This is a genomic window from Vibrio sp. KMM 9700 (genome assembly GCF_058545285.1).
Map to the genome: position 1 here is coordinate 350313 of NZ_CM178589.1, position 14485 is coordinate 364797.

General features: G+C 41.2%; 12 protein-coding genes. 8 read left to right on the forward strand and 4 right to left on the reverse strand.

Annotated features, from left to right (window positions below):
• Positions 1 to 29: 29 nt before the first annotated feature.
• Both AC2VOY_RS01570 and AC2VOY_RS01575 read left to right on the forward strand, forming a co-directional pair.
• Positions 30 to 1217, forward strand: a complete 1188-nt coding sequence (locus AC2VOY_RS01570) for a class I SAM-dependent methyltransferase (RefSeq protein WP_491831893.1) — start codon at positions 30 to 32, stop codon at positions 1215 to 1217.
• A gap of 110 nt (positions 1218 to 1327) precedes the next feature.
• Entirely contained in the window at positions 1328 to 1681 is a 354-nt protein-coding gene (locus AC2VOY_RS01575) for a DUF2750 domain-containing protein (protein ID WP_491831894.1), read from the forward strand.
• 146 nt (positions 1682 to 1827) lie between these two features.
• Here the strand turns inward: AC2VOY_RS01575 and clpA are convergent, their stop codons facing one another.
• Positions 1828 to 4092, reverse strand: coding sequence for an ATP-dependent Clp protease ATP-binding subunit ClpA (clpA, locus tag AC2VOY_RS01580; protein WP_491831895.1), 2265 nt, complete (start codon positions 4090 to 4092; stop codon positions 1828 to 1830).
• 40 nt (positions 4093 to 4132) lie between these two features.
• Positions 4133 to 4453, reverse strand: a complete 321-nt coding sequence (gene clpS, locus AC2VOY_RS01585; protein WP_491831896.1) for an ATP-dependent Clp protease adapter ClpS — start codon at positions 4451 to 4453, stop codon at positions 4133 to 4135.
• Between the two features lie 760 nt (positions 4454 to 5213).
• On the opposite strand from clpS, the gene cspD reads away from it, so the two are divergent.
• Positions 5214 to 5432 carry a cold shock domain-containing protein CspD gene (gene cspD / locus AC2VOY_RS01590; RefSeq protein ID WP_491831897.1) on the forward strand — a complete coding sequence of 73 codons (219 nt, stop codon included), beginning with the start codon at positions 5214 to 5216 and terminating at the stop codon, positions 5430 to 5432.
• 128 nt (positions 5433 to 5560) lie between these two features.
• On the opposite strand, the gene AC2VOY_RS01595 is transcribed toward cspD, so the two are convergent.
• Together AC2VOY_RS01595 and AC2VOY_RS01600 are read right to left on the reverse strand one after the other, a co-directional pair.
• Positions 5561 to 6166 (reverse strand): HD-GYP domain-containing protein, encoded by a 606-nt coding sequence (locus AC2VOY_RS01595; RefSeq protein WP_491831898.1) that lies wholly within the window; start codon positions 6164 to 6166, stop codon positions 5561 to 5563.
• Positions 6167 to 6569: 403 nt separating this feature from the next.
• Positions 6570 to 8801 (reverse strand): NADP-dependent isocitrate dehydrogenase, encoded by a 2232-nt coding sequence (locus tag AC2VOY_RS01600; RefSeq protein ID WP_491831899.1) that lies wholly within the window; start codon positions 8799 to 8801, stop codon positions 6570 to 6572.
• A gap of 345 nt (positions 8802 to 9146) precedes the next feature.
• Here AC2VOY_RS01600 and AC2VOY_RS01605 point away from each other — a divergent pair, with 345 nt between their 5' ends.
• From AC2VOY_RS01605 to AC2VOY_RS01625, 5 genes are all read left to right on the forward strand, one after another.
• On the forward strand, positions 9147 to 9788 hold the full coding sequence (locus tag AC2VOY_RS01605) for a pseudouridine synthase (protein WP_491832972.1): 642 nt from the start codon (positions 9147 to 9149) through the stop codon (positions 9786 to 9788).
• Between the two features lie 95 nt (positions 9789 to 9883).
• Positions 9884 to 11050 carry a tRNA 2-thiouridine(34) synthase MnmA gene (gene mnmA, locus AC2VOY_RS01610; protein WP_491831900.1) on the forward strand — a complete coding sequence of 389 codons (1167 nt, stop codon included), beginning with the start codon at positions 9884 to 9886 and terminating at the stop codon, positions 11048 to 11050.
• Positions 11051 to 11115: 65 nt separating this feature from the next.
• A complete protein-coding gene (gene hflD / locus AC2VOY_RS01615) occupies positions 11116 to 11733 on the forward strand; it encodes a high frequency lysogenization protein HflD (protein WP_491831901.1) in 618 nt (205 codons plus the stop codon).
• A 173-nt stretch (positions 11734 to 11906) separates the two neighbouring features.
• Positions 11907 to 13274: an adenylosuccinate lyase gene (purB, locus tag AC2VOY_RS01620; protein ID WP_491831902.1), complete on the forward strand. Its 1368-nt coding sequence runs from the start codon at positions 11907 to 11909 to the stop codon at positions 13272 to 13274.
• A 201-nt stretch (positions 13275 to 13475) separates the two neighbouring features.
• Positions 13476 to 14435, forward strand: coding sequence for a YeeE/YedE thiosulfate transporter family protein (locus AC2VOY_RS01625; protein WP_491831903.1), 960 nt, complete (start codon positions 13476 to 13478; stop codon positions 14433 to 14435).
• Positions 14436 to 14485 lie beyond the last annotated feature (50 nt).

The window sequence follows — 14485 nt, forward strand, 5'->3', positions numbered from 1 at the left end:
AATATTAACGATTATATACGAGAAGAGTTATGACTGCTGCACTACATTTAGTTAAAGGCCGAGAGAAATCACTCCTACGCCGCCACCCTTGGATCTTTTCACGCGGTATTGCCAAAGTTGAAGGCAAACCTGAACTTGGTGAGACAGTTGATGTGTTCGCACACGATGGCCGTTGGCTTGCAAAAGCTGCGTTTTCTCCGCAATCACAAATTCGTGCGCGTGTTTGGAGTTTTGAAAACGAAAATATCGATAAAGCCTTTTTCGTTACACGCCTCCATCAAGCCCAAGCCATGCGTGAAGATATTATCAAGCGTCACGGCTTAACGGGTTATCGCCTAATTGCCGGTGAGTCTGATGGCCTGCCTGGGATCACCATTGATGTATACCAAAATTACTTTGTTTGCCAACTTCTAAGCGCTGGCGCAGAGAAAACACGTGACTTACTCGTTGCTGCGCTTAAAACCCGTTTTCCTGATTGCAATATTTATGAGCGCTCAGATGTATCTGTACGTAAAAAAGAAGGCCTAAAGCCGACTCAAGGCGTCTTACATGGTGATGCGCCACCTAAGCACTTAGTTATCACAGAAAATGGCGTTAAAATCCAAGTGGATATTGAATCTGGGCATAAAACAGGTTTCTATTTAGATCAGCGTGATAGCCGTTATGGCGCAATGAAATACGTGGTTGAAAAAGAAGTATTAAACTGTTTTAGCTATACAGGCGGCTTTGGCTTGTATGCCCTCAAAGGTGGCGCAAAACATGTGATCAATGCAGACGTATCACAACCTGCGCTAGATAATGCCAAGCAAAATGCCGAATTAAATGGCTTTGATCTTTCTCGAGCAACCTTCTTAAATGCTGATGTATTTAAATTGCTGCGTCAATATAGAGAAGAAGGCAAACAATTTGATGTGGTGATCATGGACCCACCAAAGTTTGCTGATTTAAAAGCACAACTTAATGGCGCATGCCGTGGCTATAAAGATATCAACATGCTTGCAATGCAAATTCTAAAACCTGGCGGCACCTTACTCACTTATTCTTGCTCTGGCCTGATGGAGCAAAACTTGTTCCAGAAAATTCTTGCTGATGCAGCGCTGGATGCAGGTAAACGCGTGCAATTTACTGAACGTTTTGCTCAAGCGGCCGATCACCCAGTTGACAGCGCCTACCCTGAAGGTTTTTACCTTAAAGGCTTTGCTTGCCGCGTCTTTTAATTGCAATACAAAATAAATATCCTATTTTTGCGCTTAATGTTAAGCTAAGCGCAAGATTAATCGCCTTGCGAACGCTCTACTGGGCGGCGCAACAGAAGTGAGAAAGAAATATGTCTAAATTAACCTCAGATTTACAAGCAAACTTAGCGCTTTTTATTGAGCAAACCAAAGCCACGCAATTGGTTTGGGGCTTAAAAAATGAAGATGGTTGGCTAGCTTGTGATTCAACTGAATTTGAAGAAAGCGAAGTGATGCCATTTTGGTCTGATGAAGCAGATGCCAAAACACATAATGTTGAAGAGTGGGCTGACTTTGAAGTTCTTGAAATCCCTTTAGATATTTTTGTTGAAGACTGGCTTTTAACGCTCGCTGAAGATGGTGTTTTAGTCGGCGCAAACTGGAATGATCAACTCGATGGCGTTGAGATGGAGCCATCTGAACTTGCTAAGCTTTATATCGACTAAAAACCTTATATTGAATCATTTAGCTGTTTTGGATCTTATCTAAGTCTAAATGATCTTATCTAAATATAGATACAAAAACCCAACTTCAAATTTAAGAAGTTGGGTTTTATTTTATCTAATCGCTTATTTTCAAATGAATATAGCCTTTAGTGAACAGCCTCTTCCGCTTCATTTAAGAAAGTGAAATTTAGCTTATCCCCTTTCAAGCCAACTTTGACTGTCCCGCCATTGACGAGTGAGCCAAATAGTAATTCGTTAGCAAGTGGCTTTTTCAAATGCTCTTGGATCACACGGCCCATCGGACGCGCACCCATGTTCTTATCATAGCCTTTGGTTGCCAGCCAGCGACGCGCCGGCTCAGTGACTTCCATCGACACGCCACGTACATCAAGCTGAGCTTGCAGTTCAACGATAAATTTATCCACCACTTGATGGATCACATCTTCGCTTAACTGATTAAACCAAATGATATTATCCAATCGGTTTCTAAACTCAGGGGTAAAGACTTTCTTGATCTCCGCCATTGCATCATGGCTGTTATCTTGCTCAATCAAACCAATAGATTTACGCTCGGTTTCTTGTACCCCAGCATTGGTTGTCATGACCAAAATCACATTACGAAAATCCGCTTTACGTCCATTATTATCCGTTAATGTGCCGTTATCCATCACCTGCAAGAGCAAGTTAAAGATATCTGGGTGGGCTTTCTCAATTTCATCAAGCAGTACCACTGCATGTGGGTGTTTGATCACAGCATCTGTCAATAGACCGCCTTGATCATAACCAACATAACCCGGAGGCGCACCGATTAAACGGCTCACTGAGTGACGCTCACCATACTCAGACATATCAAAGCGTAGCAGCTCAACACCCAGAAGCTTAGAAAGCTGTACCGTGACTTCAGTTTTACCCACACCAGTTGGCCCTGCGAACAAGAAAGAACCAACAGGTTTATGCTCATGACCAAGGCCTGCGCGAGTTAATTTAATCGCTTCACTTAGCACTTCAATCGCAGGATCTTGTCCAAAAACAAGCATTTTCATGCGTTTTTCAAGCTTGGCAAGCACTTCTTTGTCTGACGATGACACTGATTTTTCAGGAATACGCGCAATTTTAGCAACCATAGCTTCAATATCCGCCACGCCGACAGTTTTACGGCGCTTACTTGCAGGCACTAAACGGCTACGCGCACCCGCTTCATCCATGACATCAATCGCTTTATCTGGCAAATGACGTTCATTGATGTATTTCGCAGAAAGCTCCACTGCAGCGCGCAGTGCTTTATTAGTAAAGCGCACTTCATGGTGATCTTCATACTTAGATTTCAGACCAATCAAAATCTTAGTTGCATCATCAATCGATGGCTCAAGAATATCGATTTTTTGGAAGCGGCGCGCCAAGGCACGTTCTTTCTCAAAGATGTTGTTATATTCTTGATAAGTTGTCGAACCAATACAGCGCAGTTTACCATTACTCAATAAAGGCTTGATAAGGTTAGCTGCATCAACTTGACCGCCAGATGCTGCGCCAGCGCCAATAATGGTATGTATTTCATCAATAAAGAGGATAGTGTCATCTTCTTTTTCAAGCTGCTTTAAAATATTCTTCAAGCGTTTTTCAAAGTCACCACGATATTTGGTTCCGGCTAAAAGCGAACCGATATCAAGTGAATAAATGACGCTATTTTGAATAATATCAGGCACTTGACCTTCAACAATACGCCATGCAAGCCCTTCTGCAATCGCAGTTTTACCTACGCCCGCTTCACCGACAAGCAATGGGTTATTCTTACGGCGACGACAAAGCACTTGAATCGTACGCTCAAGTTCTTGATCGCGTCCGATTAAAGGATCAATTTGGCCTAACTTGGCAACTTCATTTAAGTTGGTCGCAAAATTTTCAAGGCTTTCTTCATTGCTTGCTTGTTGCGGCGCTTCATCTGGTTGCACATTTGGATTACTTTCATTATCACTTGCATCGGCTTTTGAAATGCCGTGAGAAATGAAATTCACAATATCCAAACGGCTGACTACCTTTTTCAGCACATAAGTCGCATGTGATTCTTGTTCACTGAAAATAGCGACCAACACATTCGCACCATTGACTTCATTTCGGCCCGATGACTGAACATGAAAAACAGCGCGCTGCAAGACACGTTGAAAGCTGAGAGTGGGTTGTGTTTCGCGTGTTTCATCCGTTTTAGGGATTAGCGGTGTGGTTTGATTAATAAATGTCTCAAGCTCAGTGCGTAGACCTTCCAAGTCCACACCACAGGCCATCAGAGCTTCTTTCGCTGATGGATTTTCCAACAAAGCAAGTAGCAAATGCTCAACTGTCATAAATTCATGACGCTTGTCTCTTGCTTTAGCGAATGCTTCGTTCAAGCTTAATTCGAGTTCTTTATTTAGCATAGCTACCTCCCCAAAGAACACATTCTATAAAATGAATGAGTTATACCTGCTCCATTGTACACAACAGAGGGTGCTCATGTTCACGTGCAAATAAACTCACTTGCATGACTTTTGTTTCAGCGACTTCCGCTGTAAACGTGCCACAAATGCCTTTACCTTCATAATGAACTTTCAGCATCACCTCGGTCGCGCTCTCCAAATCCATAGAGAAAAATCGAGCCAATACTTCAATCACAAAGTCCATCGGCGTGTAATCATCGTTATTCAAAACAACGTTATACATTGATGGGGGTTGAATCTTTACATCTTCCTCGTCCAGCAGCTCAATATCTGGAGAGTTCCATTGAAACTTGTTACTCATAGCAAATTCTTTACTTCACGATACTTATCTTAGAACATTTTGAAAATATAAAAAGTAAATATTCTATAATAAATGATCATCTTATGTTACAGACCAATCTAGCAATAAGTACTGATAAAATAAAAGACTTTTATAGTGAAAAACTTAACATCTTTGACTATTATGACTTTATCTAAGCTTAGCTTATTACCCTAAATATCCTTTCATTTTCACTGTAACATCATCCATAAATTAGATGCTAGATGTTCATACCAGAAGCGTAATCTGGATAGCAAGTGACCCATCTATAAATAAGACCATGGCTTAACGGCATTTCTTTCTTAGCCTCTAAGCAAACATATTTGGTTTATTAAGCAAGATCTCAAGGGGCGACATCGCATCACAGTGAAAAACATTGTTAGTCTAGCATTTTTTTTACCTGAATACATGAGCTATCACTCAGACACCCACAAAGCATGAATAAGCTCTCATCTAAATTTGGCATAAACCTAAACTCATTCAACGAATATGATTTTTTTGTATCGACAAGGCATAAATGTTCAAAAAATGTTGACAGCTTGTTACTATTAGCTAGATTAAAATATGACGAGCAAATAAGTGAGATGAATCATTTAGATATATATATTCATTAAGCTTAAGTTTTTTGCTTTATGACTATCCTTTTTTTGAGTATGCGTTGAGACATCACGCAAATCACAACGGATAGTATGTCAAATTTATCACTTTTGATTTCTAAATAACTGCATGAGGGACGTATAGCATGGCGACAGGTACTGTAAAGTGGTTTAACAATGCCAAAGGTTTTGGGTTTATTTGCCCAGAAGGAGAGGATGGCGATATCTTTGCACACTATTCAACCATACAAATGGAAGGCTACCGTACATTGAAAGCGGGCCAAGTTGTATCATATGAAGTGGAGGAAGGACCAAAAGGCTCTCATGCAAGCCAAGTTGTCCCTGTTGAAGGTTCGCAAAAATAATCGAGAAATGATAACGACTTTACTGTCTTATATTTATTTTCATTTCTTTATATACAAAAAACCACAGTATCAACGGACTGTGGTTTTTTGTTGTATCTAAAATCTATTTAAGCGCAGCTTCTGAAGATTTAAGCCACACCCTTATTCAAAATTAAGTTGCGATAAAACGCTTGGCGCGTATCAATAAAAGCATCTACGACAATCGGATCAAATTGTTGGCCTCTTTGCGCCACAATGATGTCATAGGCTTTTTCAAAACTAAAAGCAGGTTTATAACTACGCTCTGACGTTAAGGCGTCAAAAACATCAACTAATGCAATAATTCGTGCAACAAGCGGTATTTGATGTGTCGCAAGCTGATATGGGTAGCCCTGCCCGTTATAGCGCTCATGATGGTATAATACACAGTCTAATATGTGTTTTTTAATTGATCCCTGCCAACCTAATTCAAGCTCAGTTAAATACTCATAGCCTGAAATCGTATGGGTTTGAATAAGATCAAATTCATCTTCTGTTAAGGCGTTCTTACTGCTGAGCAATGAGCGCGGAATAAATTGTTTTCCAACATCATACCAAAGCGCACCTAATAGTAAGCCTTGCATGAAAGTATTTGTTATTTCAGGAAGGTCTTGCCTTAGTCTATTTCCCAAAATTTGAGCATAAACTTGCGCATTAGTTAACGAACTATGTGTCGTATAATCTTTAGATTGGTCATGCCATACTTGTTGCATCATATCTCAGTTACCTTCACATCATATACTTGCATTTAGGTAAAATGCCTTTCCCTGTATCTCGCTACAATCCTTCGCTTGTTCGCTCAAGCATATAGAAGCGAGCCTAAGTGACACCTCAAAGATGACTCTTATTTGTAGCTAAAAATTTCAGCTCTAATCTTTTCGTAAGCTTAGAGACTGGCCAACAATATACAGAAAAATATAAAATATGTCACACTTCCATGAAAAATAATGAAACTATGGAAAAATATACTTGACTTACAACAACAATTAAAGCACTAAATGCAGGGTTTTGCGTACTTATTTTTTCTCCTGAAAATCTTTTACCTAGTTATGAGTATAAAAAAAGCAGCCCATTTTCACAGGCTGCTTTTGTTTTTGTTCAAGTTTTTAGTTAAAACACTTAAGCGATTGCATCAATAATTTTATTTAGCGTTTGGCTTGGACGCATCACGCTTGCAGCCTTCGCTTCATCCAATGAGTAATATCCGCCAAGATCCGCAGGCTTCCCTTGCGCTTGGTTTAGCTCATCAATAATTTGTTTCTCATTCGTCTCAAGCTCTTGTGCTAGCACTTTAAACTGCCCTGCAAGCTCTGCATCTTGCGTTTGGTTTGCAAGTGCCTGTGCCCAATATAAAGCAAGATAGAAGTGGCTGCCGCGGTTATCAAGCTCACCCACTTTACGTGATGGTGACTTATTCTCATCCAAGAAACGACCGGTTGCTTGATCTAAGGTATCAGCTAAGACTTTTGCTTTGGGATTGTCTGCCGTTTCGCTTACATGTTCCAATGACGCAGCTAATGCAAGGAACTCACCTAATGAATCCCAACGTAAGTGGTTTTCTTTTTCAACCTGTTGCACGTGCTTTGGCGCACTACCACCAGCGCCGGTTTCAAACAAACCACCACCGCTCATGAGCGGCACAATAGATAGCATTTTCGCTGATGTACCAAGCTCTAGGATTGGGAATAAATCTGTGAGGTAATCACGCAATACGTTACCTGTCACTGAAATAGTATCTTGTCCTTGTTTCATACGCTCAAGTGAGTACTTAGTTGCGCTGACAGGATCAAGGGTTTTAATTTCAAGACCACTTGTATCATGCTCAGGCAAATATTGTTCTACTTTCTTGATCAGCTGCGCATCATGTGCTCGCGCGCTATCTAACCAGAACACAGCTGGTACGCCTGTTGCGCGCGCGCGATTGACCGCAAGCTTGATCCAATCTTGGATTGGTGCATCTTTCACTTGGCACATACGGAAAATATCTTCGGCTTCGACATCTTGTGAAAGCAAAACATTGCCATTTGTATCAACCACTTGAATTTGACCTTTGCCTTGCGCAATAAATGTCTTATCGTGCGAGCCATACTCTTCTGCTTTTTGCGCCATCAAGCCAACGTTTGGCACGCTACCCATTGTAGTTGGATCAAATGCGCCATGCTCTTTACAAAAATCAATCACAGCTTGATAGATGCCAGCATAACTACGATCTGGGATCATAGCCTTAGTATCTTCAAGTTTACCTGCTGGATTCCACATTTGCCCTGACGAGCGAAGCATTGCTGGCATTGATGCATCAACAATCACATCACTTGGAACATGTAGGTTGGTGATCCCGCGATCTGAATCAACCATAGCTAATGCTGGGCGCTCTTGATAAAGCGCATCGATATCCGCTTTGATTTGCGCTTGTTTGTCTTCTGCCAGTGCGCCAATTTTGGCATACACATCACCAATACCATTGTTCGCATCCACGCCAAGTTCTGCAAATTCAGCCTGATACTTTTCAAACACTTCTTTATAGTAAACTTTCACCGCATGACCAAAGATCACAGGATCGGACACTTTCATCATGGTTGCTTTTAGATGAAGTGAAAGCAGAATACCTTTGTCTTTTGCATCTTGAATTTGCTCTTCAAAGAAACGCACTAAGCTTGCTTTACGCATCACAGTTGCATCAATAATTTCTTTATCTTGCAATGCAAACTCTGGCTTCAACACGCTTGTTTGGCCTTTTTCATCAACAAATTCAATGCGAACACTCGTTTCACCATCAATTGTGATTGACTTTTCAGAGCCATAGAAATCATCTTGCTGCATGCTTGCCACATGTGAGCGTGAATCTTTTGTCCATGCGCCCATTGAGTGTGGATTTTTACGTGCATAATTTTTCACAGATAGTGGCGCGCGGCGATCTGAGTTACCTTCTCGTAGTACAGGGTTAACCGCACTGCCCTTCACTTTGTCATAAGCCGCTTTAATCGCTTTCTCTTCATCTGTTTTTGGCGTTTCAACATAATCAGGAATGGCGTAGCCTTTGGCTTGCAGTTCCTTAATTGCTGCGCAAAGCTGTGGAATCGATGCTGAAATATTTGGCAGTTTGATAATGTTTGCTTGTGGGGTTTTCGCAAGGTCACCAAGTTCAGTTAACGCATCCCCAATTTTTTGTTCTGGCGTTAGATAATCGGGGAAGTTTGCAAGGATACGCCCTGCAAGTGAGATATCGCGGGTTTCAACCTCAATATCAGATGAAGCGGTAAATCGACGTACAATTGGCAAAAAAGAATGCGTTGCCAGTGCTGGTGCTTCATCTGTGATTGTATAAATAATGGTTGGTTTTTGTGTTGACATGTAATTTCCCTATTTTAAATAAATCAAACCAGATACTACCCTTACAAATTTAATGGATACAGGTAGTTAGCTTGATGAAAAGTGGACACTTCGCTATCTTAGCCCCAAACTTTACTCTCTTTTGATTATTTTTTGTAGCATATCTCATGGTAGACATATACAAAGAAAACGCATAAGCATGCTATATTTCTCAAATTAGAGCATCCATACTATCAAATTTGATGAAAATTAAAACGTTAGCTAACAATTCTACAACAAATATGCAAGGCGCTTAACATGACGAGCCCAAAATTCAATCCAAGCAAGAAAACGCGTCGACCAACGCAAGCAAAAAATGCACATGCGATGGCAAAAATGCGATCAACTAAGCAAAAAAAACAAACTGTAAAATCGCGTCGTCCATCTCGCCCTCTCTCAAGCGAAGAACGAAAAGTGCTTATATTCAATAAGCCTTTTGACACGCTTTGCCAGTTTACTGATGATCAAAACAGACAAACCTTGGCTGACTTTATTCCGGTTAAAGATGTTTATGCTGCTGGCCGCTTAGATCGTGATAGTGAAGGCTTATTAGTGCTGACCAATGACGGTTATCTGCAATCTAAAATCACTCAGCCAACATTTAAGCAGCCGAAAACCTATTGGGTTCAAGTTGAAGGTGCACCGAGCGAAACTGATCTCGATAAATTGCGCCAAGGCGTTGAGCTCAAAGATGGTCTAACCCTGCCTGCAAAAGCAAGCTTAATGCCCCAGCCAGATGTTTGGCCACGCCAACCACCAGTGCGTTTTCGCGCTAATATTCCAACCACTTGGATTGAGTTAACCATCACTGAAGGTCGTAATCGTCAAGTCAGACGCATGACGGCGCACATAGGTTTTCCAACCTTACGTTTAATTCGCGCAAGCATTGGTCCTTGGCATTTAAATGACTTGCAATCGGGCCAATATCGCCTCGATGACACGGATATTTCTTTTTTACTCAATGCTTAAACCAAGCTTGGTTTTTATGATAAACTAAGCCCGCCTATCCTAGATGGCCTTTCACCATTTTAGGATTTTTTTAATTAAAGAGAATATTTTTATATATGAAAGACTTAAATCAAGATCATCACGCAAAACAAGCGAATCAAAACAAAAAAGTTATCGTCGGCATGTCCGGTGGCGTTGACTCCTCTGTTTCTGCATATCTTCTCAAAGAGCAAGGCTATCAAGTTGAAGGCCTGTTTATGAAAAACTGGGAAGAAGATGATGGTGAAGAATATTGCACAGCAGCAGAAGATCTTGCCGATGCGCAAGCGGTTTGTGACAAACTAGGGATCCACCTACACAAAATCAACTTTGCTGCTGAATATTGGGACAATGTGTTCGAATATTTTTTAGAAGAGTATAAAGCTGGCCGCACCCCAAACCCTGATATCTTATGTAATAAAGAAATCAAATTTAAAGCATTTTTAGAATACGCCGATGAAGTACTCGATGCAGATTACATTGCAATGGGTCACTATGTGCACCGCTCTTTCCCTGCATTAAATGAAGATGGTACGCCAAGTGAAAAAGTAAAAATGTTACGCGGTCACGATCAAAACAAAGATCAGAGCTACTTTTTATATACATTGAGTCATGAGCAAGTGGCGCGTAGCCTTTTCCCTGTGGGAGAAATTGAAAAACCAGAAGTTCGCCGCATTGCCGAAGAACAAGGTCTTATCACTGCGAAGAAAAAAGACTCAACTGGTATTTGCTTTATTGGTGAACGTAAATTTACCGACTTTCTATCTCGCTACCTACCCGCACAACCGGGTAATATTGAAACCCCAGAGGGTCAAGTGATTGGTGAGCATCAAGGCTTGATGTATCACACTTTAGGTCAGCGTAAAGGTCTGCATATTGGCGGCCAAAAAGGTGGCGGTGGTAACGAAGCCCCTTGGTATGTGGCAGAGAAAGATCTTAAACGTAATGTGTTAATCGCCGTACAAGGCGCCGATCATCCCCTACTTAAATCAACAGGTTTGGTTGCAGGGCAACTACATTGGGTGTCACGTGAGCCTGTACGTGAAGCATTTAAATGCACTGTCAAAACTCGCTATCGTCAACAAGATATTGCATGCACCGTCAAACCATTAGATGATGATACGATTGAGGTCATTTTCGATGAGCCGCAAGTAGCTGTCACCCCAGGCCAATCTGCTGTTTTCTACCAAGGTGATGTCTGCCTAGGTGGTGGTATTATCGAGCGTAGAACCCCTCTCGTTTAAAGCGCAATTATAAATAAAGGGAGCACCCCACTCCCTTTGATACCCATTTTTCAAGGAGATAAAAAGTGGCTTATACGCTTTATGATAGAACAATTGCTTTCGCTGGCATGTGCCAAGCTGTGATGCTAGTTCAACAAGTTGCACGCCAAGGTCAATGTGATGAGGCGGCTTTTGCAGCCAGTCTTGAAAGCATCATCAATATGAATCCTAGCTCCACCTTGAATGTTTATGGCGACGAATCAAAATTACGTCTAGGTTTAGAGACTTTTGTCCAACGTATTGATAGCTCAGATAAAGGGCGTGAGCTTACACGTTATCTGGTAAGCTTGATTAATCTAGAGCGCCAACTTAACAAACGCCCTGATGCCATGTCTCAATTGGGCGACCGCATTAGCATTGCGAATAATCAAACCAATCACTTTGATTTAACTAGCGATCAAATGGTTGAAAACTTTGCCAGTATTTATCTGGACGTGATAAGCCCATTAGGTGCGCGCATTCAAATTGCTGGTGAGCAAAGCATTTTAAGTCAGCCACAGGTCCAACATAAAGTCCGCGCGCTTTTATTATCTGGGATCCGCAGCGCAGTACTTTGGCGTCAAGTGGGTGGCAGTCGTATCCAACTCTTGTTTGGACGCAACAAAATGCTAAATCAAGCTAAAATTCTACAAGCTCGTTTTTAATCAAGATTAAGACTAAGTGAGTAATTTGTTCCGAATGCATATTTTTCAAACAAATTTACGTATTTTAGAGCAAATTTACTCTTAGCAAACGTTTGCGTATTTGTTATCATACGCCGCAATAGATTGAACACATTTTTTATACCTTAATTTATATATCACTTCAGGAGATCCCCATGGAATTATCAGCATTAACTGCTGTTTCCCCAGTCGATGGCCGTTATGGCAGCAAAGCGGCAGCGTTACGTCCGATTTTTAGTGAGTTTGGTCTACTAAAATACCGTACTATCGTTGAAATTCGTTGGTTACAAAAATTGGCTGCGACAGCAGAAATTACTGAAGTCCCAGCGCTAAGTGATGCAGCAAACAAGCTGCTAAATGATCTTGCTGATAATTTTGATGAAGCCGATGCAAACCGCATCAAAAGCATTGAAATGACAACTAACCATGATGTGAAAGCGGTTGAGTATTTCCTAAAAGAAAAAGTTGCAGCCCTGCCTGAGCTTGCTGCAATCAGTGAATTTATTCACTTTGCTTGTACTTCTGAAGATATTAACAACCTTTCGCATGCGTTAATGCTAAAAGAAGCGCGTGATCAAGTCATGTTGCCAACCATGCGTTCATTAACAGATGCCATTCGCGCATTATCTGTTGAATATCGAGATATTCCACTTCTTTCTCGTACCCACGGTCAACCGGCATCGCCATCGACTATGGGTAAAGAAATGGCAAACGTTGCGTATCGTCTTGAGCGTCAATTAAAGCAAATTGAAAACGCTGAAATTTTAGGCAAAATCAATGGTGCAGTGGGCAACTATAATGCGCACATCAGTGCTTACCCTGAAATCGACTGGCATGCATATAGCCAATCATTTGTTGAAAGCCTAGGTATCGATTGGAACCCATACACCACGCAAATCGAACCGCATGACTACATTGCAGAGATCTTTGATGCGTATGCGCGTTTCAACACTATCATCCTCGACTTTGATCGTGATGTTTGGGGCTATATCGCACTGGGTCACTTCAAACAAAAAACCATTGCGGGCGAAATTGGTTCTTCAACCATGCCGCATAAAGTTAACCCGATTGATTTTGAAAACTCAGAAGGTAACCTTGGTCTTGCTAACGCTATCTTTAGTCACCTTGCGCAAAAACTACCTGTTTCGCGCTGGCAGCGTGACCTGACTGACTCAACTGTATTGCGTAACCTTGGCGTCGCTTGTGCGTATTCAATCATTGCTTATACCTCTACTCTAAAAGGTATCAGCAAACTTGAAGTCAACGCGGACGCACTGCTAAATGAGCTCGATCATAACTGGGAAGTATTGGCAGAGCCGGTGCAAACTGTAATGCGTCGCTACAACATTGAAAAGCCATATGAAAAACTAAAAGAGCTAACGCGCGGTAAACGTGTTGATGCACAAGGCATGCGTGATTTCATCGATAGCCTTGAGATCCCTGAAGATGAAAAAACGCGTCTAAAACAAATGACACCAGCGAACTATATTGGTGATGCCATTCGTTTAACTGACGCGCTTTAATCTTACTGTAAACTCATACACTAAGATAATCTTATAAAAGGAGTCCTATTATTGGGGCTCTTTTTTATATGTAATTTGAGGATAAACTCACTTTTTCTCGCAAAAGTTTACAATTTGATCACATTTCTAAACTTCCCCACCAAGTTCTAAATATAATCTCCTTATAATTGATAGACCTAATATCATTTTATAAGCAGGCCTATGACGCATACTTTGACTTTCTTTATATTGTCTTTAATTCTGATCTTCTCGCTTGGCTATAAGGCCCAACGTATCGGGCTGTGCATGGTACGCGGCGTCGAACAAGCGACTCGTGGTAATTTTAGCTTTATTCTTGCGATTTTATTTAGTGGCGCCTTTGCTTGGATTGCGATGTTAATTTTGCAATTTAATCAAACCAGTGTGCACTTTGGCACCTATCAAGCCTCGATTTATTCAATATTAGGCGGTTTTCTATTTGGCCTTGGGGCAGCGTTTAATCAAGGTTGTGGTGTTTCCACTATTTCCCGTCTTGTCAAAGGTCACTCGAGTATGATTGCCACTGTGCTAGGTTGGTTTATCGGTTGGATTTTATTAAGCGATTACGCGCAAAGTATCCCACATCAAAAACTATCTTTTGATTTAACCCATCAAACATTTTTATTAATGGGCTTCTCCATTATATTACAGGGTTTGATTTTAAAATTTGATAAGTCAAATCGTCAGCTTTGGTTGGATCTCTTCATTATTGGGTTTATGGCCAGTTTGATTTTCTTATACGAGCCCAAATGGACGCCTAGTGGTCTGCTTAAAGATGTCAGTTTAAGCATTTGGAAGATGGACGATACGACTTGGCCACAAATCACGCGTTTTATTTTAATCCTCTTTTTGATGCTTGGCATGTTAATCGCAGCAGTGCGCCAAGGCGATCTCAAACCACGTAGATATAGCTTGTTCCGTTATCTTGGGCATCTCGCTGCAGGCACTTTAATGGGCATTGGCGCAGTCCTGGCCGGCGGTGGCAACGATGCACAACTATTAATTGCCCTGCCCTCATTATCTCCAGCAGGCTTTGCAAGTATCTTCTTTATGATCTCGGGTATTTTTATCGGATTAAAATTTGCTGATTGGCTTAAAACAAAACTGGAGCAACTAAACTCATCTTCCTTAAAACCCCACTAACACTCAAAAAGAGAGTCTGTTACAATGAGCGCTTTATTTTCCAATGTGAG

Coding starts and splice junctions, on each gene's coding strand:
- AC2VOY_RS01570 (WP_491831893.1), top strand. CDS start 30: ATGACTGCTGCACTACATTTAGTTAAAGGCCGAGAGAAATCACTCCTA.
- AC2VOY_RS01575 (WP_491831894.1), top strand. CDS start 1,328: ATGTCTAAATTAACCTCAGATTTACAAGCAAACTTAGCGCTTTTTATT.
- clpA (WP_491831895.1), bottom strand. CDS start 4,092: ATGCTAAATAAAGAACTCGAATTAAGCTTGAACGAAGCATTCGCTAAA.
- clpS (WP_491831896.1), bottom strand. CDS start 4,453: ATGAGTAACAAGTTTCAATGGAACTCTCCAGATATTGAGCTGCTGGAC.
- cspD (WP_491831897.1), top strand. CDS start 5,214: ATGGCGACAGGTACTGTAAAGTGGTTTAACAATGCCAAAGGTTTTGGG.
- AC2VOY_RS01595 (WP_491831898.1), bottom strand. CDS start 6,166: ATGATGCAACAAGTATGGCATGACCAATCTAAAGATTATACGACACAT.
- AC2VOY_RS01600 (WP_491831899.1), bottom strand. CDS start 8,801: ATGTCAACACAAAAACCAACCATTATTTATACAATCACAGATGAAGCA.
- AC2VOY_RS01605 (WP_491832972.1), top strand. CDS start 9,147: ATGGCAAAAATGCGATCAACTAAGCAAAAAAAACAAACTGTAAAATCG.
- mnmA (WP_491831900.1), top strand. CDS start 9,884: ATGAAAGACTTAAATCAAGATCATCACGCAAAACAAGCGAATCAAAAC.
- purB (WP_491831902.1), top strand. CDS start 11,907: ATGGAATTATCAGCATTAACTGCTGTTTCCCCAGTCGATGGCCGTTAT.
- AC2VOY_RS01625 (WP_491831903.1), top strand. CDS start 13,476: ATGACGCATACTTTGACTTTCTTTATATTGTCTTTAATTCTGATCTTC.